Below are 18,674 nucleotides of genomic sequence, written 5' to 3' on the forward strand. Positions count from 1 at the left end.
AGAAATTATGCATTTAAGCAAAATAAGTAAATTATTACTAGTAATTACGTTGTTTTTTGTTTCTTCTTACGGTTTTTCAGCCCCAAAGAAAGAAAAAACTAAAGCAATAAAAAAAGAGAAGACTACGTTAGTTAGTAGTGGCATAAAACATAGTAAAGCAAAGGCTCTGACTGCGAAAGCAAAAAAGAAGTCCGTTAAATCGCCGACAAAGAGTGCGAAATCCATAGCCAAAAGCACCAAGAACGAAACTAAAAAACGTTATGGCGTAAAAGGAGCAAATCTAACTTATATGAAAGTGAGTAATAAAAAGCTCACTTATCGTGAAAAAGGGAAGAACCACACAACTATCAATAAAGAAGCATCACGCCAGTACGGTCAAGTAGGTACAGCTAGTTATTATGGCGGAATGTTCCACGGTAGAAAAACCGCAAGTGGTGAAATTTATAATAAAAATGGTTTTACGGCGGCTCATAAAACATTGGCACTAGGCTCTTATGCGTTAGTAACTAATTTGCGTAATGGACGCAAAGTGATTGTTCGCATCAATGATCGTGGTCCATTTAGCCACAGTCGTGTAATTGATCTCTCAGTGGGTGCTGCTCGTGAAATCGGAATGATACACTCAGGCGTTGCTAAGGTGCGTATTGAAGCGTTGCAAGTCGATAAACAAGGCTACATTTCAGGTAAAGGGGCTCAAGCTTTGTTACAATTAGCACAAAAAGAGGGTTTACCTTTGAAGATCAAAGGTGAAGGGGATACTTTAGCTATAAAAGCTCAAGAGTAAGTTTTAAAAGTTAATCCAAAGAATGGAAGCAAACTATGTTAAAAAGTAAATTTCTAAAATCAGTCAGTTTATGTGCGGTAGCTTTTTCTAGTATCGCTTATGCTAATAGTGATGTGGATTATGGTATCCATACTCCACAAATCAATGCTCAAACCTACATTTTGATGGACTATAATTCAGGTGCGGTATTGGCAAGTTTAAACCCAGACCAACGTCAATACCCAGCTAGTCTAACTAAAATGATGACCAGTTATGTTATTGGTGAAGCGTTGAAAACAGGGAAAATCAAAAATAGTGATTTAGTTACCGTTACGGAAAGTTCTTGGGGACAAAAATTCCCAGGCTCTTCAAAAATGTTCTTAAATTTAAATCAGCAAGTTTCTGTTGATGATTTAAATCGCGGTATTATTGTGGTATCAGGTAATGATGCTTGTGTGGCGATTGCTGAGCATTTATCTGGCTCACAACAAGCCTTTATTGATACGATGAATAAATATGTACAGCAATTTGGCTTGAAAAACACCCATTTCGCAACCGTTCACGGCTTAGATGACCCAAATCAATATTCATCGGCTCGTGATATGGCAATTATTGGGGCTCACTTAATTCGTGATCTACCCGAAGAGTATAAAATTTACGCTGAAAAAGAGTTTACCTTCAATAAAATCAAACAACCAAACCGTAACGGCTTGTTGTGGGATAAAACAATGAATGTAGATGGAATGAAAACAGGGCATACAGATAAAGCTGGCTATAATCTTGTTGCATCTGCTTACAATAGCAATACCCGTTTGATTTCAGTGGTAATGGGCGTAGAAAGTATTAAAGGACGTGAAATTGAGAGCAAAAAGCTCTTACAATGGGGCTTTGCGAATTTTGAAACCGTTAAGCCATTAGCCGCAGGCCAGACTGTTTCAGAACAGAGCGTATATTATGGTGATTTAAATAAAATTCAGTTAGGAACTTTACAAGATAGCTATATCACTGTGCCAAAAGGTAAAACAGGGGAATTAAAGGCTCGTTATGTGTTGGAGAAGAAAACCCTTGAAGCACCATTAGCGAAAGGTCAAGTGGTTGGGAAAGTGGTATATCAGTTAAATGATAAAGATATTGCGTCAATTGATTTACAAGTGATGCAAGATGTTGCCGAAGCTGGCTTTATTGGCAAAGCGTGGGACTGGGTTGTATTAACAATCAAAGGGTTATTTAACTAATTCCTAGTCAATTATTCCCCCTTGTAATTTTAGAAGTTATCCCAATCTTAGCTCGCAAGCGGTGAGATCTTGTAAAAAATTGCAAAATCCCACCGCTTGTATATTTCAATAAGGAACAAAAAATGACAGAAAATAAAACTCTAAATTTATCCGACTTACCACAAGCAAAATTAAAAGACTTACTTGAATTCCCTTGCTCATTCACTTTCAAAGTAGTTGGTGCGAAGCGAGATGGATTAGTTGATGATGTGGTTAGCGAAGTACAGAAAGTGGTAAAAGGGGATTACAACCCAACATTAAAAGAGAGTGGTAAAGGAACTTATCATTCTGTATCAATTACTATTCAAGCAGAGAATATTGAACAGGTTGAAACACTTTATACTGATCTTGCCAAAATTGAAGGCGTGAGAATGGTACTATAATCTTCGCAAGCGGTGAGTTTTAGCAAAAAATTTGCAGAAAACCACCGCTTACTTTCTTCATCACTAAAGAGCGATATACAATGGCAACGACATCTACTCTTATTATTCGTCAGCTTGGTATCCAAGATTACCAAGAAACTTGGCAACAAATGCAACAGTTTACGGATAATCGTACTGAAGATACGCCTGATGAAATTTGGTTAGTTCAACATCCTTCAGTATTTACACAGGGTTCCGCAGGCAAACCTGAGCATTTGCTCAATCCAACTCATATTCCTGTGGTGCAATCGGATCGCGGTGGACAAATTACTTACCACGGTATCGGTCAGCAAATTATGTATGTGTTAATTGATATTAAACGCCATAAAGCCAATGGCAATGATTTAAGTGTGCGAGATTTAGTATCAGCCTTGGAACAATCGGTAGTTAAAACCTTAGCAGATTATCATATCGAGGCTTATCCAAAGCCTGATGCTCCAGGTGTATATATTGATGGACGAAAAATTTGCTCACTTGGGTTGCGTATTCGTAAAGGTTGCTCATTTCACGGGTTGGCATTAAACATTAAAATGGATTTAACCCCTTTCCGCCAAATTAACCCTTGTGGCTATGCAGGGCTAGAAATGTGCCAACTGGCTGATTTTGTAAGTGAAGATGAAGCTAATTGTGAGAAAGTTTCGGCAAAATTGGTCAATTACTTTCGTGAAATTCTCGGGTATAATACTCAACAAGTTATTAACAAATAGGAATTATCGATGGGTACACCCTTTAAAATGGAACGTGGCGTAAAATATAGAGATGCCGCTAAAACGTCTATTATTCCCGTAAAAAATATCGATCCAGACCAAGAGCTACTCAAAAAGCCAGAGTGGATGAAAATTAAGTTGCCAGCAAATTCGGCAAAAATTGAAAGTATCAAAAATGGAATGCGTCGTCACGGTTTACATTCAGTTTGTGAAGAAGCATCTTGCCCAAACTTACACGAATGTTTTAACCACGGTACAGCCACCTTTATGATTATGGGGGCAATTTGTACACGTCGTTGCCCATTCTGTGACGTTGCACACGGTAAACCATTGCCATTAGATCAAGATGAACCACGCAAATTAGCTGAAACAATTCAAGATATGCGTTTGAAATATGTGGTAATCACATCGGTGGATCGTGATGATTTACCCGATCGTGGAGCTGGGCATTTTGCCGCTTGTGTGCGTGAGATTCGTGCAATTAACCCAGGGATTAAAATTGAAATTCTTGTGCCAGATTTCCGCGGGCGTATTGAGCAAGCCATTGAAATTCTGAAAGAAAATCCGCCTGATGTATTTAACCATAACCTTGAGAATGTTCCACGTTTATATCGTGAAATTCGTCCAGGGGCAGATTATGAATGGTCGCTTAAATTACTCAAGGAGTTTAAAGCTGTCTTCCCTGATATCCCAACTAAGTCGGGTATTATGGTTGGCTTAGGCGAAACGAATGAAGAAATTCTGGAAGTAATGCAAGATCTGCGTTCACACGGGGTAACAATGCTGACACTTGGGCAGTATTTACAGCCAAGTCGCCACCATTTACCTGTGGCTCGTTATGTTCACCCAACAGAATTTGATATGTTCCGCGAAAAAGCAGAACAAATGGGGTTTGAACACGCAGCGTGTGGGCCTTTCGTTCGCTCTTCTTACCACGCAGACTTACAAGCAAGCGGTGGGTTAGTAAAGTAATTCTGTGAATATCCAGTAAAAAAGCCTTGGGTTTCCCCAAGGCTTTTTTATAGATTGCAATCTTACGATTAGTCGCCAAGACGCTCTTTGATACGTGCAGATTTACCTGAACGCTCACGTAAGTAGTAAAGTTTAGCTTTACGTACCGCACCTTTACGTTTAACAGCGATGCTGTCAACAACTGGTGAATGAGTTTGGAATACACGCTCAACGCCTACGCCATTTGATACTTTGCGTAAGGTGAATGCTGAATGCAAGCCACGGTTACGAATTGCAATAACCACGCCTTCGAACGCTTGCAAACGTCTTTTACTACCTTCTACTACCCATACCTTAACTTCTAATGTGTCACCTGGACGAAAGCTAGGTACATTTTGTTTTAACTGTTCTTGTTCGATTTGTTTGATGATGTTACTCATTTTGTAAACCTTCTAAATCCTAGAATTAACTGATTTTGTGTCGTTGTTTAATCTTCTTCAACAACACCCTTTGTTCGTCAGTCAGAGCTAGGCTATCCAATAGCTCAGGGCGTCTTAACCACGTTCGCTCAAGCGATTGCTCTAATCGCCATTTGCGAATTTGTTCGTGATGACCCGACATCAGCACCGTAGGTACAGGTTCGCCATCTAATACTTCAGGGCGTGTATAATGCGGACAATCTAGTAATCCATCAGCAAAAGAGTCTTCTAATGCGGAGGCTTGTTTGCCTAATACACCAGGAATAAACCTTGCAACAGCGTCAATTAACGTCATTGCAGGTAATTCTCCCCCTGTTAGAACATAATCACCGATTGACCACTCTTCATCAATTTCAGCTTGAATCAATCGTTCATCAATGCCTTCGTATCGCCCACAAACTAAAATCAATTTTTGATTTGTTGCTAGCTCTTGTACGCCTGCTTGATCGAGCTTACGTCCTTGTGGCGAGAGATAAATAACTTTAGCCTCTACACCATTTTCCTTACAAGCGGTTGCTTTTGCTTGGTGAATTGCATCACGCAGCGGTTGCACCATCATCAACATTCCCGGCCCACCACCATAAGGGCGATCATCAACCGTTTTATGTTTATCAAACGTGAAATCTCGAGGATTCCAACATTCTACTTGTAAGAGATTTTGTTTTACTGCTCTACCTGTTACCCCGAATTCGGTAATTGCTTTAAACATTTCAGGAAAGAGTGAAATGATACCAATCCACATAGTTATAATTTCCTAATTTGCTACAACTAAAGCTAACCGCATACCTGAGGTTAGAAACCAGCGTCCCAATCCACCGTAATTGTTTTGGTGGCGAGATCTACTCTTTTAACTACTTGTTCATATAAGAACGGAATTAAACGTTCTTGTTTACCAAAAGCATCTTTACTGTTTGCACGTACCACTAAAACATCATTTGAACCTGTTTCCATTAGCTCGGTAACGATACCCATTGTATAGCCTTCAAGGTTTACCACTTGGCAACCAATTAAATCGTGCCAATAGTAATCCCCTTCTTCCAATTCAGGAAAACAGCTTAAATCTACACCAATCTCTATATTTGTTAGGAGCTGAGCAGATTCTCGGTCATCTGTACCAACTAACTTCACAATCAAATCATTATTGTGATAACGCCACGTTTCAAGTTCAACTTGTTGCCACTGCCCTTTAATATTTAAGAACCAAGGCTGATAGTCGAAAATGCTTTCAGGGAATTCTGTTGATGAATAAAGACGTAACCAGCCACGGATACCATAGGTAGAACCTAATTTCCCCACAACTTCAATTTTTTGCTCGCTCATATTCACCTACATTTGATAATTTGTGGAAATTAAGCAGCTTTACGTGCTTCTTTCACTAATGTTGCAACACGCTCTGAAAGTGATGCACCTTTAGCAACCCACTCATCAACTTTAGCAACATCTAAACGTAAACGTTCAGCGTTACCTGCTGCGATAGGGTTGAAGAAACCGATACGCTCAATAAAGCGACCGTCACGCGGTGAACGGCTGTCCGCTACCACGATTTGATAGAATGGGCGTTTTTTAGCTCCGCCACGAGTTAAACGAATGGTTACCATAACCTTCCTCTAATTTTTGATAGTAAAAAGAAAACCCTCGTTCGAGGTGAGGGTACGAAACTTGTTTGGCTCAATCAAAAGAGAGAAAACAAGCGGTCGGATTATACCGATTTTTTGTAAAAAAGCAATTATTACCAAAGTACTCTTGTGTATGTGTTATTACAAATAACTAGTTAGCATTTAAAACCAATCTTAGATCTTTTCATTTTTTTACTGTAATATTCTCTTATCCACAACAAGGAATAAAAGGAAAGGGTTATGCAAGATTACATCTTTAAATTATCTACTATCAGTTTACTTGTTGCTTTACCTGCGACATTATCTGCCCAACCGAATCAAACAGTCCTGGATAAACAGCACGCCAACGTACAATCAACTTTACATTCATGGTCAAATGCTATAGACGATTGGTTTGGTGAACCAGATCCTAATAGCCCTGCCTCTGCAAATTTACGTATTATGCTAGATAATCAATGGAATAGGTATGATGGCTATTCAGTTAAGCCTAGGGTTAGAGCGAAAATTCGTTTACCAACCTTAAAAAAACGCTTTAGTATTGTGATTGGTGATGAAGATTTGGATAATCATGCTCAAGATAAAAACCAAACTACGCCTAATTATCGTGAACCGTTAGAAAAAGATAAACGTTATGATCGTCGTCAAACTAAAAATGATAATTCATCTATTGCTTTACGTTGGTCAGATGGCTTCAAAGACTTAGGTATTGACTCCGATTTTGATATAGGTATTCGCTCAGGAGCTGATATTTTTGCACGCTTAAAAGTGAGTAAAGAATGGAAACATAATGATATTTATTCAACACGCTTAGAGCAAATTTATCGCTATGGATTCAATAGCAAACATTATTTGCGAACTAATTTTGAGAATAAATTTACCCAAGATAAGAATACATTTGTGAACAATCATACCTATCTTGATTACAAAAATAACCTAGATGAAATAGTCACTTGGGGGAATAGTCTTTATCGAGAACATAATTTTGCAGGTTACAAACGACTAAATTATGGTATTGCTGTGGGTGGATATATTGATCGTAAAAAAGCAACATTGAATCATTATGGACCTTTTGTAACCTGGCGTCAGCCTGTTTTAAGAGAATGGTTCTTTATTCAGCCTGAAGTTCATTTCTATAACAACAAAAAGCTTGAGCGTAAACATACCTTAGGTGCATTTTTACGACTTGAAGCTATATTCTAAAATGAAAAAATTTATATAGAACGAAATAGTTGGTAATAATTATTTTTACGGATTATTACCAACACTTTTGTCCATTACATCTACACCAATATCTTATACTTTCTCGTTAAATCACTGTGAGTGATGAAATTTATCTTTCAATTCTTTGAATAAATCTTCTCCAAATACCATTAAATACTTGCTAAAGATCTTCTTACATTTCGATATTTATCCGCTAATTATTGATAAGTTTGTTTTCCGACCAAATAATCAAACTAAATCCCATACTCCTTTTATAAAGTTAAAGCCCCGATGATTTCTCATCAGGGCTTCTGAATATGGCTCCTCCTGCGGGACTCGAACCTGCGACATATGGATTAACAGTCCACCGTTCTACCGACTGAACTAAGGAGGAAAAGATTTTGCAATCTTAATGGTGCCTCGAGGCGGAATCGAACCACCGACACGGGGATTTTCAATCCCCTGCTCTACCGACTGAGCTATCGAGGCATCTCGTCGTTTGCGGGGTGCATTATGCTGATTTCCGGTCCCTTCGTCAAACGTTTTTTTCAAAAAATATAAAAAAAACGTTTAATGGCTTGCTTTTTATGCGATTTGTTTAAAAAACAACAACTTATCTTACATTTCTGTATTTTTGTTGAGCTTTATTCACTTTTAATAAGTAATTTCTTGCCTGCGAAGAAGGGTGAGCAGTAGTTAAAATACGAAATACTGCATCAGGTTGTAAATTATTAATACGATCCATTGCCGTCCATTTATCCCGGTTAAATACTCTCAATACAGCTCCAGCTCCGCTATTATATGCCGAGATCATTGCATAGCGTTTTGATATTGGGTTGGTTAGCCCATTTAAGTATTCATCTCGTAAAATAGTTAAATACATTGTACCCGCATCAATATTTTGTACGGGATTGTATAAATAATCACGATCTGGCTGCCCACCAAATCCTTTACGAGCAAAAATATCACGACCAGCAGTACGAGGAACAACTTGCATTAGACCAATTGCATTAGCATAACTAACGGCATAGGGGTTAAAAGATGACTCTACTTCCATAATACCTAGAATTAAGCTCATCTCAATACCATATTGTTTTGACATTCGCCTTACAATAGGTAAATAACGTCTTGCACGCACCTCAACATGATTATCAACCATAGGAATACTAATATAAGTAACCGTATGCCCATTCTTTAAACGGCGAGTTTTAAGTTTGTTCTGAATTAAATAGGTTGCAAAATCATTGGCGATTGCTACGTTAGTAACGGCTCTCCCAAAATTATCCACAACCTGCCCAGCTAAGAATGGATTGTGGCTAATAGGTACATCTCCAGAAGCAAAAAGATCAATCCCTGTTGCATCAGATCCCATTAACAATGTATGAATAATAGAGTTACGCAAACGATTCTGATCTGCTAAAGTTTCAATTGTGATTTGCCCATCTTCAAAACTGATATGGCTACGAGTATAGTATTTATCGGTATATTTCACATAATCTTTACGGCTTGCGACTAAGAGTTCGTTTACGCCCCAAATATGATCGATATTGCGTGAAAATTGCCCTGCTAGAATATCTAAACCATTCGTATCTTTAGTGTAATCTGGTCGAGATTTTGTGCCTTTCTGCGGTTTTTTAGTACTACTACCACAAGATGCTAAAAAAGGAATAACGGCAAGCAAAGGCAGATATTTTTTTAATTTTTTCATAATCAAACTCGTATTATTTCTCAACAGGTACATAACCTTCGATATGAACCTCTTTTCCTTCAAATAAAAAGCTGATCATCTCACTTTCTAACTGCTTACGGTGTTCAGGATTCATCATATTCAGTTTTCTTTCATTGACTAACATTGTCTGCTTTTTGATCCACTCAGCCCAAGCTTGTTTACTAATAGAATCAAAAATACGTTTTCCCACTTCACCAGGGTAAAGCTGAAAATCTAACCCTTCCGCATCTTGTTTTAAATATTCACAAAAGATTGTACGAGCCATTATTATTTCCTTTATTCGTTATACTTAATTCATCTAAAATACGCTTAACGGGAGTTGCTAAGCCTATTTCACTAGGTTGTTGTAAATCATACCAACATTCTTTATTTGAAGATACTGACGGATAATAGTTTCCTTGATCTTCTTGCAAAATGCTTTGCTCTATATCTACTAAGATAGGGTAAATATCTAAGTGAAAATGACTGAACGTGTGGCGAAAAGCAATTAAATGTTGTGAAATTTGTAAATTTTTTGCAGAAACTGACCGCTTTAATTCTGTTAAAGAATCAAATTGCGGAAATGCAAATAATCCACCCCAAATCCCCTTTGATTCACGTTTTTCTAATAATACTTTTGACCCTTTTTTTAAGACTAAAAAATAGCTTGTTCGTTCAGGTAATGTTTTTTTCGGTTTTTTTGCAGGAAAATCAGCCCACGCTTGCAAGCGGTCAGTTTCACAGTTCTTTTGCAATGGGCAAAGTGTACATTTCGGTTTGGAACGCACACAAATCATCGCACCTAAATCCATCATCGCTTGATTAAAATCTGCAACTTGCCTGTTCGGTGTTACAGAAGCACTGAGTTGCCATAGCTGATTTTCTACGGATTTTTCGCCTGCCCAACCTTCTACCGCAAAATAGCGAGAAAGTACTCTTTTCACATTACCATCTAAAATGGGGTAAGGAGCATCAAGTACAGAAGATAAAATCGCTCCAGCAGTACTTCGTCCAACGCCAGAAAGAGCAAAAACATTCTCAAAATCTGTTGGAAATTCCCCTTGATATTGATCACGAATAGTTTTTGCTGCTTTATGTAAGTTTCTTGCCCGTGCGTAATAGCCAAGGCCTGTCCATAAATGTAGTACTTCATCAATAGACGCATCGGCGAGGGCTTGTACCGTTGGAAATCGCTGAATAAATCTCTCAAAGTAAGGGATAACAGTCGCTACTTGAGTTTGTTGTAACATCACTTCAGACAACCAAACCCCATATAAAGTTTTCTGTTGTTGCCAAGGCAAATGCTTACGACCATATTGCTCAAACCAAGTTAAAACGGCTTGAGCAAAATCGTCATCTGTACTTGCTTGAGCTAACGGAAATTGCGATTTGCTTTTCACTAAATTCTCTTTACAATCCATTTGATCGTATTATTAGATTAGATATTGGTTCTACATACTACCGCAAGCGGTCAGATTTAACAGATATTTTGCAAAACTTTGCGAAAAATAAGGATAAAAAATGTCCCCGATTATTGGTTTTCATCATATTGCTATTATTGCCTCCGATTACACTCGCTCTAAACGCTTTTATACCGAAATTCTAGGTGCAACTATTATCAATGAAACATACCGAGTAGAACGTGATAGCTATAAATTGGATATCGCATTTTCCGATGGTTCTCAAATTGAGTTATTTAGTTTTCCAAGCTCCCCACCACGAGCAACTCAACCTGAAAATTGTGGATTACGCCATCTCGCTTTTCAAGTAGAGAATTTAGAGCAAGCGATTAGTTTTTTAGAAAAAAATGCAATTATTCACGAAGGAATAAGGATAGATGAAGTAACGGGTAAGCGTTTTACTTTTTTCCGAGATCCTGATGATTTACCCTTAGAATTTTACGAGATTTAACCAATGAAATTTCCCCCACTTTCTTGTGGTATTTTACTGCGACGTTACAAACGCTTTTTAGCTGATGTACAACTCCCAACTGGCGAGCAAATTACTCTACATTGCCCAAATACAGGTGCGATGACGGGCTGTGCAAGTCAGGGGGATAGAGTATGGTTTTCAACATCGGATAATCCAAAACGGAAATATGCTCATACTTGGGAGCTAACAGAAACCCAAACAGGTGATTTTATCTGTGTGAATACTCAGCGAGCCAATCAGCTTGTTGCAGAAGCGCTTGAAAATAAGTGGATAAATGAGTTGGCTGATTACCAACACATTTTCCCCGAGCAAAAATATGGTGAAGAAAATAGTCGAATTGATTTTTTGCTCAAAAATGATGGAATGCCCGATTGTTATATCGAAGTAAAATCAACCACGCTATTAACCGATAATGGAATAGGAATGTTCCCCGATGCTAAAACCGAACGTGGACAAAAACATCTGCGTGAACTAACTCAAATTGCTCAACAAGGGCAACAAGCGGTGATTTTCTTTGCTATTTTGCATACGGGCATAAATACCTTTGAAGTGGCACGACAAATCGATCCTAAATATGCTCAATTGTTTGAACAAGCGCTAGATAGTAATGTCAAAATGCTGTGTTATAAAGCACAGATTATTATCGAACATCAAAGACCCATTGCATTGGAATTGAGAAAATCTTTTTTATAATAGAAGATTGTTTATTATACAAAAAACAAGCAGTATAATTATCTTATACTTACTTTTTAGGAGGATATACTATGCGTTTATTGATTGCATTTTTACTACCTTGGCTAACTTTTTTTACTATTGGTCGCCCATTTTCAGGAATCTTATGTCTGATTTTACAAATCACCTTAATTGGCTGGCTACCTGCAACTATTTGGGCTGTTTACGCACTGTCTCAATACAACACTACAAAACAAATTAACGAAAGATTAGGAAAATAATCTATTTTTAAGCGGTTAGTTTGTATGCTGAATTTGCAAAAAACAGCAGAAATCTAACCGCTTGTATAACTAATCTCGTAGAAAATCATTCCTCCTCCCTTGAACTTTCATTTTTTACCCTCAAATACAGACACAGTTTTTACAAAATCAAGGAATTTAAATGACAACAATCGTATGTGTTCGCCGTAATGGCAAAGTAGCTATTGGCGGAGATGGACAAGCTACATTAGGTAATTGCATTGAAAAAGGTACTGTGCGTAAAGTTCGCCGAATGTATAAAGATAAAGTTGTAACAGGCTTTGCAGGCTCAACAGCTGATGCGTTTATTTTGCGTGATTTATTTGAGAAAAAGCTGGAATTACATCAAGGTCATCTAGTGAAATCTGCAGTGGAATTGGCAAAAGAGTGGCGTTCTGACCGAGCTTTACGCCGTTTAGAAGCAATGATGATTGTCGCAAATGAGAGTAAGTTTTTGCTTGTTTCAGGTAGTGGTGATGTGATTGAGCCAGAATATGATGTTCTAGCTATCGGCTCTGGCGGCAATTATGCAAAATCAGCTGCATTAGCTTTATTACGCACAGAAAATAATCTTTCTGCCAAAGAAATTGTAGCTGAAGCCCTAAAAGTTGCTGGCGATATTGATATTTACAGCAATCATAATCACGTTATCGAAGAAGTTTAAAATAAGTTCTCTTTGAATCAAGAGAAAAAAGGAATACATAATTATGTCAATGACCCCTCGTGAAATCGTATCTGAACTTGATGCACACATTATCGGACAACACGAAGCAAAACGTGCAGTTGCTATTGCATTGCGTAATCGCTGGAGAAGAATGCAATTACCAGAAGATCTTCGCCAAGAAGTTACGCCTAAAAATATTTTGATGATCGGTCCAACAGGTGTTGGTAAAACCGAAATTGCACGCCGTCTAGCAAAATTAGCGAATGCTCCATTTATTAAAGTTGAAGCAACCAAATTTACTGAAGTTGGTTATGTAGGTAAGGAAGTTGATTCAATTATTCGTGATCTCACTGATGTTGCAGTTAAATTAGTCCGTCAGCAAGCGGTAGAAAAAAACCGCTTTCGTGCAGAAGAAGCAGCTGAAGATCGTATTTTAGATATTTTATTACCACCTGCGAAAGATCAATGGGGCAATGTTCAAGAAGCAGATAACAGCTCTACACGCCAAATTTTCCGCAAAAAATTGCGTGAAGGACAACTTGATGATAAAGAGATTGAAATTGATATTTCTTCACCTGTAAGCGTTGAAATTATGACACCACCAGGAATGGAAGAAATGACTTCTCAGCTACAATCACTGTTTGAAGGAATGTCGCCAAGTAAAACCAAAAAACGCAAAATGAAAATTAAAGATGCGTTTAAAATTTTAATTGATGAAGAAGCAGCAAAATTAGTCAATCAAGATGAACTAAAACAGCAAGCGATTGAAGCAGTTGAACAACACGGTATTGTCTTTATTGATGAAATCGACAAAATCTGTAAAAAGAGTGAACACAGCGGTGGCGATGTTTCGCGTGAAGGTGTTCAACGTGATTTACTACCGATTATTGAAGGCTCGACTGTCAATACTAAACACGGAATGGTAAAAACTGACCATATTCTTTTTATCTGTTCTGGAGCATTCCAAGTGGCTCGTCCATCTGATTTATTGCCTGAATTACAAGGTCGTTTACCAATTCGTGTCGAACTTAAATCACTCCATAAAGCAGATTTTGAGCGTATTCTTACCGAGCCAAATGCGTCATTAACTTTACAGTATCGTGAGCTAATGAAAACAGAAGGTGTAGATATTGAGTTTACCCAAGATGGTATTAGCTGTATTGCTGAATCTGCGTTCCGAGTAAATGAAAAGACGGAAAATATTGGGGCAAGACGCTTACACACCGTATTAGAACGCTTAATGGACGATATCTCATTTAACGCAAGCGATCGCTCAGGTGAGAAAATTACTATTGACGAAAGCTATGTAAAAAATGCCTTAAATGATGTTGTAGAAAACGAAGATTTAAGCCGTTTTATTCTTTAAGCATAATTTGAAAGTAAGGTAAGCGGTCGGAAATGCAAAAAATTTTGCAAATCAGCCCGCTTTCCTTTAGAATTCAATAACTTTTTGGGGCTGATTCTGGATTCGACGGGATTAGCGAAGCCCAAGGTGCACGTCGAGGTGCGGTAGGCCTCGTAAACAAACCGCAAAATAATAGTCGCAAACGACGAACAATACGCTTTAGCAGCTTAATAACCTGCATTTAGCCTTCGCTCCCTAGCTTTCGCTCGTAAGACGGGGATAAAGCGGAGTCAAACCCAAACGAGACCGTGTGGACGCTTCGGCTTGGAGATCGAAACACTAAATTGAATCAAGCTAGTTTATTCTTAGCGTGTCTGTCCGCAGGGAATAAATGAAATTAAAGACTAGACTAAACGTGTAGTACTGAAGGTAGAGTAATTTCGGACGGGGGTTCAAATCCCCCCAGCTCCACCAAAACTTAACCCTTTCGTGAATCTTATATCCCAAATGACATAAATCCCCTTAGTTTGTTTTTACCGAGAGTTAATAATGAAAAATATTCCAATCCGAACAGAGCAAGAAATCGAAAAATTACGTCTAGCTTGTCAGTTAGCATCCGATGTCCTTGTGATGATCGAACCTTATGTAAAAGAAGGAGTTACAACAGGGGAACTCGATCGTATTTGCCACGAATATATCGAGAAAATTCAACAAGCTATTCCCGCCTGTTTAGGCTATCACGGATACCCTAAAGCAACCTGTATTTCACTTAACGAAGTAGTTTGCCACGGTATTCCAAGCTATGATAAAAAGCTGAAAAAAGGCGATATTCTCAACATTGATGTTACTGTCATTAAAGATGGCTATTTTGGAGACAACTCTAAGATGTATGTGGTGGGTGAGCCAAGTATTCGAGATAAGCGTTTAATTGAAGTAACACAAGAATCACTCTACAAAGCATTAAAAATTGTAAAACCAGGTATCCGCTTAAATCAAATCGGTAAAACGATTCAACAATATGTGGAAAAAGAAGGTTTCTCAGTGGTTCGAGAATACTGCGGACATGGTATTGGAGATGAATTCCACTGTGATCCTCAAGTCTTACACTATTTTAGTGATGATAGTGGTGTCATTTTACAAGAAGGAATGGTTTTCACGATTGAACCGATGATCAACGCAGGCAAAAAAGAAGTTCGTTTGATGAATGATGGTTGGACGGTTAAAACAAAAGACCGTAGTCATTCTGCACAATTTGAACACCAAATTGTAGTTACTAAAGACGGCTGTGAAATAATGACAATTCGTGAAGAAGAAATTATTGAAGGCAGAGTTCAAAGAATAATGAAAAATGTATAAAAGAATATAAAAAGGTGTAATGGACAATTTGTCCATTACACCAATAGATTATCAATACTTTATTATTAGTCTATTTACTTTGACTGTCTAAATAAATCCACTCTGCTACTTGTTTCGCAAAGTAAGTCAATATACCATCTGCTCCAGCTCGTTTAAAGCAAAGTAATGATTCCATAATACACTCTTTCTCTTTCAACCAACCATTTTGAATAGCAGCCATATGCATTGCATATTCACCAGAAACTTGGTAAGCAAAAGTAGGTACACCAAAGGTAGTTTTGACACGGTAAACGAGATCTAAATAAGGCATTCCAGGTTTAACCATCACCATATCTGCACCTTCCTGAATATCAAGTGCAACTTCGTGTAAGCCTTCATTGCTATTTGCAGGGTCTAGTTGATAGGTCTTTTTATTCCCACCTTTTAGGTTACTTGCAGAGCCAACGGCATCACGGAATGGACCATAATAATTAGACGCATATTTGGCAGAATATGCCATAATTTGTGTGTGAATAAAGCCATTTTTCTCAAGTGCTTGTCGAATAGCCCCGATGCGTCCATCCATCATATCACTTGGAGCAACAATATCAGCCCCAGCTTGAGCGTGTGAAAGTGCTTGTTTGACAAGAATTTCGGTCGTAATATCGTTTACCACATAACCATCTTCGTCAATGATACCGTCTTGTCCGTGAGTGGTAAAAGGGTCTAGTGCAACATCTGTAATTACACCAAGCTGTTCACCAAAAGCTTGTTTTAACGCTCGTACAGCTCGCTGAGCTAAGCCATTGGGATTATAGGCTTCTTCTGCCATTAGTGATTTCTTCTCTTGCTCAACCACTGGAAATAGAGCAATCGCTGGCACACCATATTTGACAAGTAATTCTGCATCAATCAGTAATTGATCTAAAGTTAAACGTTCTACACCAGGCATTGATGGTACGGCAATACGTTGATTTTCGCCTTCAATAATAAAGACGGGATAAATTAAGTCATTTGCAGTGAGTTGATTTTCTGCGACTAAACGGCGACTAAAATCGTGTTTGCGTAAACGTCTCATTCGTTGTGCAGGAAAGTTCACATTAAGATATTGAGTCATTGTTATTCCTATTTGTAAATTTTTCAAAAAATCGACCCGCTTATAAGCGGGTCTAATCGTCATCCGATTTTATTTTTATTTTCAGTTTCTGTTTCTACATCTTCTTTTGGTACATAAAACCGAGAAACTAATACTCCAACTTCAAACAGCAGACACATAGGGATTGCGAGTAACGTTTGAGAGAAAATATCGGGCGGTGTGAGTAACATACCAATAATAAAGGCAGCCACAATAATATAAGGGCGTTTTGCTTTGAGATCTTCAGGGGTTGTTACGCCAGACCAACATAACAAAATAATCGCAACAGGCACTTCAAAACAGATACCAAAAGCGAGAAAAATCGTTAAAACAAAATCTAAGTAACTGCTGATATCTGTTGCAATCGTAACGCCTTCTGGTGCGGTACTTGTTAAAAATCCGAATACCAGTGGGAAAACAACATAGTAAGCGAACGCCACACCAATATAAAATAGTAGTGTGCTAGAGATAAGAAGTGGGTAAACTAAACGTTTTTCCTGCTTATATAATGCGGGGGCAACAAATGCCCAAATCTGATACAAGATATAAGGAACAGAGAGAAAAACAGCCACAATAGCAGTAAGTTTGATAGGGGTAAAAAATGGTGTTGCTACATTTGTAGCAATCATTGTTGCCCCTGCTGGAAGTCGTTCAGTTAATGGGCTGGCAAGTAATGTATAAATGTCATTTGCCCAATAAACCAACAGCACAAAAACAATTAAAACGCAAATAACCGCTTTTAATAAGCGGTTACGCAATTCAATTAGATGTGTAATTAAGGGTTGAGATTCATCAACTGACATTTTATTTGTCCTGTTTTGGCTCATCTACACTTGCCAAATCATCATCAGGTGGGTAATACAGAGTAAGCCTTTCTTCATCGGCTTCCACCAATTCTGCAATTTCACCAGAGAGATGTGGCTCATTGATTTCATTTTCTGTAAGCGGTTCGTTTTGCTGATTATTTTGCAAATCTTGTTGAGCGAGAGTTTGGCTTTCTTGTTCAATTTTTTGTTGAATATCTGCAACTTGTTCGTCCGTTAAAGCCTGAATTTGCCCTTTTGCAGAAGTTAAATCATTTTGCATTTTTTCTGCAGATTGCTTGAGTTCTTCAACAGTTTTACTTAATTCAGGTGATAATTTACTTAAATTAAGCTCTTCTGCTTTTTTGATACTCTCTTGCAATTCTTGTAATTTTAACTCTTGAGCAAGTTCATTCTGAACATTAGCGGCTAGTCCACGAATTGTACGAACCCACCCCATTACCGTACGAATGGCAATAGGCAAGCGTTTAGGGCCTAGCACCACTAAGCCAACAATAAATACAAGAACTAATTCAGAAAAACCAATATCAAACACGGATTATGCCTGCTCTTTATCTTTTGCTTTTTGTTCAGTGGATTCTACTTGTTTTTGCTCAACTTTCTCAAAATCAGCATCTTTAGGTTTATCATCACTCATTGCTTTTTTAAAGCCTTTTACAGATTCGCCTAAGTCAGAACCTAAATTGCGTAATTTTTTTGTGCCGAAAAGTAAAACAATAATTGCAACCACGATTAGAAGTTGCCAAATACTAATACCACCCATAGTGTACCTCTTATTAAGTGAATAAAATTAAACGTTGTTGATTATACGTTTTTTCGTAAATTAAGACACGTAAAAAGCGTAAAAAGTTGCTTTATAGTGACATAGTTTTAGCCGAGTAAAAAGAAGTATTTCTCCAAAATGTGTATTAGATCACAATAAAAGACTTCAATACCCAAAATAAGGAAAAAGTATATTTAGGATTTCATAAAAAAATTATGATATTTAATGGCAGGGGCGGAGAGGCTCGAACTCCCAACACCCGGTTTTGGAGACCGGTGCTCTACCAATTGAACTACGCCCCTATAGATAAAGCGAGCATTATACTCGCTTAAATAAGTGGCGGAACGGACGGGACTCGAACCCGCGACCCCCTGCGTGACAGGCAGGTATTCTAACCAGCTGAACTACCGCTCCGCAAAAATGGGAATTAGCAGTGCCCTACTCTCACATGGCGAATCACCACACTACCATCGGCGTTACAGCATTTCACTTCTGAGTTCGGAATGGATTCAGGTGGAGCTACTGCACTATTGCTGCTAATAAATTCTTTATTAAGTTAGTTTACTCTAATAAATAAACTAACTT

General features: G+C 38.1%; 23 protein-coding genes, 4 tRNA genes, 1 rRNA gene and 1 other RNA gene. 13 read left to right on the plus strand and 16 right to left on the minus strand.

All coding sequences use genetic code 11. The features are described from left to right. The first annotated feature begins 7 nt into the window (after positions 1-7). The 5 genes from ACWIW0_RS08430 (at position 8) to lipA (ending at position 4,138) form a co-directional block, all read left to right on the plus strand. On the plus strand, positions 8-784 hold the full coding sequence (locus ACWIW0_RS08430) for a septal ring lytic transglycosylase RlpA family protein (protein WP_454452966.1): 777 nt from the start codon (positions 8-10) through the stop codon (positions 782-784). 35 nt (positions 785-819) lie between these two features. Next, positions 820-1,998, plus strand: a complete 1,179-nt coding sequence (locus tag ACWIW0_RS08435; RefSeq protein WP_454452967.1) for a serine hydrolase — start codon at positions 820-822, stop codon at positions 1,996-1,998. Positions 1,999-2,120: 122 nt separating this feature from the next. Then, positions 2,121-2,420 carry a DUF493 family protein YbeD gene (gene ybeD / locus ACWIW0_RS08440; protein WP_157395634.1) on the plus strand — a complete coding sequence of 100 codons (300 nt, stop codon included), beginning with the start codon at positions 2,121-2,123 and terminating at the stop codon, positions 2,418-2,420. An 80-nt stretch (positions 2,421-2,500) separates the two neighbouring features. Further along, entirely contained in the window at positions 2,501-3,166 is a 666-nt protein-coding gene (lipB, locus tag ACWIW0_RS08445) for a lipoyl(octanoyl) transferase LipB (protein ID WP_454452968.1), read from the plus strand. 9 nt (positions 3,167-3,175) lie between these two features. After that, entirely contained in the window at positions 3,176-4,138 is a 963-nt protein-coding gene (gene lipA / locus ACWIW0_RS08450; protein ID WP_157395636.1) for a lipoyl synthase, read from the plus strand. Between the two features lie 68 nt (positions 4,139-4,206). Here lipA and rplS read toward each other — a convergent pair whose 3' ends face one another. Genes rplS through rpsP form a run of 4 tightly spaced genes read right to left on the minus strand, consistent with a single transcriptional unit; the run spans position 4,207 to position 6,194 of the window. Continuing rightward, positions 4,207-4,557, minus strand: a complete 351-nt coding sequence (rplS, locus tag ACWIW0_RS08455) for a 50S ribosomal protein L19 (RefSeq protein ID WP_103853869.1) — start codon at positions 4,555-4,557, stop codon at positions 4,207-4,209. 25 nt (positions 4,558-4,582) lie between these two features. Beyond that, complete coding sequence (gene trmD / locus ACWIW0_RS08460) at positions 4,583-5,338, minus strand: tRNA (guanosine(37)-N1)-methyltransferase TrmD (RefSeq protein ID WP_454452969.1); 756 nt, start codon at positions 5,336-5,338, stop codon at positions 4,583-4,585. Between the two features lie 50 nt (positions 5,339-5,388). Then, positions 5,389-5,916 (minus strand): ribosome maturation factor RimM, encoded by a 528-nt coding sequence (gene rimM / locus ACWIW0_RS08465; RefSeq protein WP_157402351.1) that lies wholly within the window; start codon positions 5,914-5,916, stop codon positions 5,389-5,391. Between the two features lie 29 nt (positions 5,917-5,945). Beyond that, on the minus strand, positions 5,946-6,194 hold the full coding sequence (gene rpsP, locus ACWIW0_RS08470) for a 30S ribosomal protein S16 (RefSeq protein ID WP_454452970.1): 249 nt from the start codon (positions 6,192-6,194) through the stop codon (positions 5,946-5,948). A 258-nt stretch (positions 6,195-6,452) separates the two neighbouring features. On the opposite strand from rpsP, the gene ACWIW0_RS08475 reads away from it, so the two are divergent. After that, positions 6,453-7,412 (plus strand): hypothetical protein, encoded by a 960-nt coding sequence (locus tag ACWIW0_RS08475; RefSeq protein ID WP_454452971.1) that lies wholly within the window; start codon positions 6,453-6,455, stop codon positions 7,410-7,412. Positions 7,413-7,730: 318 nt separating this feature from the next. Here ACWIW0_RS08475 and ACWIW0_RS08480 read toward each other — a convergent pair. The 5 genes from ACWIW0_RS08480 to mutY form a co-directional block, all read right to left on the minus strand. Beyond that, a tRNA-Asn gene (locus tag ACWIW0_RS08480) sits at positions 7,731-7,806 on the minus strand. A gap of 19 nt (positions 7,807-7,825) precedes the next feature. Further along, a tRNA-Phe gene (locus ACWIW0_RS08485) sits at positions 7,826-7,901 on the minus strand. Positions 7,902-8,025: 124 nt separating this feature from the next. Beyond that, entirely contained in the window at positions 8,026-9,120 is a 1,095-nt protein-coding gene (gene mltC / locus ACWIW0_RS08490) for a membrane-bound lytic murein transglycosylase MltC (RefSeq protein ID WP_454452972.1), read from the minus strand. 13 nt (positions 9,121-9,133) lie between these two features. Further along, complete coding sequence (locus ACWIW0_RS08495; RefSeq protein WP_454446115.1) at positions 9,134-9,406, minus strand: oxidative damage protection protein; 273 nt, start codon at positions 9,404-9,406, stop codon at positions 9,134-9,136. Next, entirely contained in the window at positions 9,384-10,520 is a 1,137-nt protein-coding gene (gene mutY / locus ACWIW0_RS08500; RefSeq protein ID WP_454452981.1) for an A/G-specific adenine glycosylase, read from the minus strand. The genes ACWIW0_RS08495 and mutY overlap by 23 nt, the downstream gene beginning before the upstream one ends. A 121-nt stretch (positions 10,521-10,641) precedes the next feature. Between mutY and gloA2 the strand changes: the two genes are divergently transcribed. The 7 genes from gloA2 to map all read left to right on the plus strand — a co-directional run bounded on the left by gloA2 (position 10,642) and on the right by map (position 15,388). Continuing rightward, on the plus strand, positions 10,642-11,031 hold the full coding sequence (gene gloA2 / locus ACWIW0_RS08505) for an SMU1112c/YaeR family gloxylase I-like metalloprotein (RefSeq protein ID WP_454452973.1): 390 nt from the start codon (positions 10,642-10,644) through the stop codon (positions 11,029-11,031). A 3-nt stretch (positions 11,032-11,034) separates the two neighbouring features. Beyond that, positions 11,035-11,745 carry a DNA/RNA nuclease SfsA gene (gene sfsA, locus ACWIW0_RS08510; protein ID WP_454452974.1) on the plus strand — a complete coding sequence of 237 codons (711 nt, stop codon included), beginning with the start codon at positions 11,035-11,037 and terminating at the stop codon, positions 11,743-11,745. Positions 11,746-11,816: 71 nt separating this feature from the next. Then, entirely contained in the window at positions 11,817-12,005 is a 189-nt protein-coding gene (locus tag ACWIW0_RS08515; protein ID WP_157394244.1) for a YqaE/Pmp3 family membrane protein, read from the plus strand. Between the two features lie 160 nt (positions 12,006-12,165). Continuing rightward, positions 12,166-12,687, plus strand: a complete 522-nt coding sequence (gene hslV / locus ACWIW0_RS08520; RefSeq protein WP_454452975.1) for an ATP-dependent protease subunit HslV — start codon at positions 12,166-12,168, stop codon at positions 12,685-12,687. Positions 12,688-12,727: 40 nt separating this feature from the next. Beyond that, positions 12,728-14,053 (plus strand): HslU--HslV peptidase ATPase subunit, encoded by a 1,326-nt coding sequence (gene hslU, locus ACWIW0_RS08525; RefSeq protein ID WP_454452982.1) that lies wholly within the window; start codon positions 12,728-12,730, stop codon positions 14,051-14,053. A gap of 86 nt (positions 14,054-14,139) precedes the next feature. Next, positions 14,140-14,506, plus strand: a transfer-messenger RNA (tmRNA) gene (gene ssrA / locus ACWIW0_RS08530). A 75-nt stretch (positions 14,507-14,581) separates the two neighbouring features. Then, positions 14,582-15,388 carry a type I methionyl aminopeptidase gene (gene map, locus ACWIW0_RS08535; protein ID WP_454452976.1) on the plus strand — a complete coding sequence of 269 codons (807 nt, stop codon included), beginning with the start codon at positions 14,582-14,584 and terminating at the stop codon, positions 15,386-15,388. A 70-nt stretch (positions 15,389-15,458) separates the two neighbouring features. On the opposite strand, the gene hemB is transcribed toward map, so the two are convergent. From hemB to rrf, 7 genes are all read right to left on the minus strand, one after another. Next, positions 15,459-16,484: a porphobilinogen synthase gene (hemB, locus tag ACWIW0_RS08540; protein ID WP_454452977.1), complete on the minus strand. Its 1,026-nt coding sequence runs from the start codon at positions 16,482-16,484 to the stop codon at positions 15,459-15,461. Between the two features lie 59 nt (positions 16,485-16,543). After that, positions 16,544-17,305: a Sec-independent protein translocase subunit TatC gene (tatC, locus tag ACWIW0_RS08545; RefSeq protein WP_454452978.1), complete on the minus strand. Its 762-nt coding sequence runs from the start codon at positions 17,303-17,305 to the stop codon at positions 16,544-16,546. 1 nt (position 17,306) lies between these two features. After that, positions 17,307-17,861 carry a Sec-independent protein translocase protein TatB gene (tatB, locus tag ACWIW0_RS08550; protein WP_454452979.1) on the minus strand — a complete coding sequence of 185 codons (555 nt, stop codon included), beginning with the start codon at positions 17,859-17,861 and terminating at the stop codon, positions 17,307-17,309. A 3-nt stretch (positions 17,862-17,864) separates the two neighbouring features. Beyond that, a complete protein-coding gene (gene tatA, locus ACWIW0_RS08555; protein ID WP_454452980.1) occupies positions 17,865-18,089 on the minus strand; it encodes a Sec-independent protein translocase subunit TatA in 225 nt (74 codons plus the stop codon). A gap of 226 nt (positions 18,090-18,315) precedes the next feature. Then, positions 18,316-18,391 (minus strand) — tRNA-Trp (locus ACWIW0_RS08560). 35 nt (positions 18,392-18,426) lie between these two features. After that, a tRNA-Asp gene (locus ACWIW0_RS08565) sits at positions 18,427-18,503 on the minus strand. Positions 18,504-18,514: 11 nt separating this feature from the next. After that, a 5S ribosomal RNA gene (gene rrf / locus ACWIW0_RS08570) occupies positions 18,515-18,630 on the minus strand. Between the last annotated feature and the right edge of the window lie 44 nt (positions 18,631-18,674).

It is taken from the genome of Ursidibacter sp. B-7004-1 (genome assembly GCF_053654055.1).

Excerpts from the sequence above, each read along its gene's own strand:
- ACWIW0_RS08430 (WP_454452966.1), top strand. The coding sequence starts at position 8 with ATGCATTTAAGCAAAATAAGTAAATTATTACTAGTAATTACGTTGTTT.
- ACWIW0_RS08435 (WP_454452967.1), top strand. The coding sequence starts at position 820 with ATGTTAAAAAGTAAATTTCTAAAATCAGTCAGTTTATGTGCGGTAGCT.
- ybeD (WP_157395634.1), top strand. The coding sequence starts at position 2,121 with ATGACAGAAAATAAAACTCTAAATTTATCCGACTTACCACAAGCAAAA.
- lipB (WP_454452968.1), top strand. The coding sequence starts at position 2,501 with ATGGCAACGACATCTACTCTTATTATTCGTCAGCTTGGTATCCAAGAT.
- lipA (WP_157395636.1), top strand. The coding sequence starts at position 3,176 with ATGGGTACACCCTTTAAAATGGAACGTGGCGTAAAATATAGAGATGCC.
- rplS (WP_103853869.1), bottom strand. The coding sequence starts at position 4,557 with ATGAGTAACATCATCAAACAAATCGAACAAGAACAGTTAAAACAAAAT.
- trmD (WP_454452969.1), bottom strand. The coding sequence starts at position 5,338 with ATGTGGATTGGTATCATTTCACTCTTTCCTGAAATGTTTAAAGCAATT.
- rimM (WP_157402351.1), bottom strand. The coding sequence starts at position 5,916 with ATGAGCGAGCAAAAAATTGAAGTTGTGGGGAAATTAGGTTCTACCTAT.
- rpsP (WP_454452970.1), bottom strand. The coding sequence starts at position 6,194 with ATGGTAACCATTCGTTTAACTCGTGGCGGAGCTAAAAAACGCCCATTC.
- ACWIW0_RS08475 (WP_454452971.1), top strand. The coding sequence starts at position 6,453 with ATGCAAGATTACATCTTTAAATTATCTACTATCAGTTTACTTGTTGCT.
- mltC (WP_454452972.1), bottom strand. The coding sequence starts at position 9,120 with ATGAAAAAATTAAAAAAATATCTGCCTTTGCTTGCCGTTATTCCTTTT.
- ACWIW0_RS08495 (WP_454446115.1), bottom strand. The coding sequence starts at position 9,406 with ATGGCTCGTACAATCTTTTGTGAATATTTAAAACAAGATGCGGAAGGG.
- gloA2 (WP_454452973.1), top strand. The coding sequence starts at position 10,642 with ATGTCCCCGATTATTGGTTTTCATCATATTGCTATTATTGCCTCCGAT.
- sfsA (WP_454452974.1), top strand. The coding sequence starts at position 11,035 with ATGAAATTTCCCCCACTTTCTTGTGGTATTTTACTGCGACGTTACAAA.
- ACWIW0_RS08515 (WP_157394244.1), top strand. The coding sequence starts at position 11,817 with ATGCGTTTATTGATTGCATTTTTACTACCTTGGCTAACTTTTTTTACT.
- hslV (WP_454452975.1), top strand. The coding sequence starts at position 12,166 with ATGACAACAATCGTATGTGTTCGCCGTAATGGCAAAGTAGCTATTGGC.
- map (WP_454452976.1), top strand. The coding sequence starts at position 14,582 with ATGAAAAATATTCCAATCCGAACAGAGCAAGAAATCGAAAAATTACGT.
- hemB (WP_454452977.1), bottom strand. The coding sequence starts at position 16,484 with ATGACTCAATATCTTAATGTGAACTTTCCTGCACAACGAATGAGACGT.
- tatC (WP_454452978.1), bottom strand. The coding sequence starts at position 17,305 with ATGTCAGTTGATGAATCTCAACCCTTAATTACACATCTAATTGAATTG.
- tatA (WP_454452980.1), bottom strand. The coding sequence starts at position 18,089 with ATGGGTGGTATTAGTATTTGGCAACTTCTAATCGTGGTTGCAATTATT.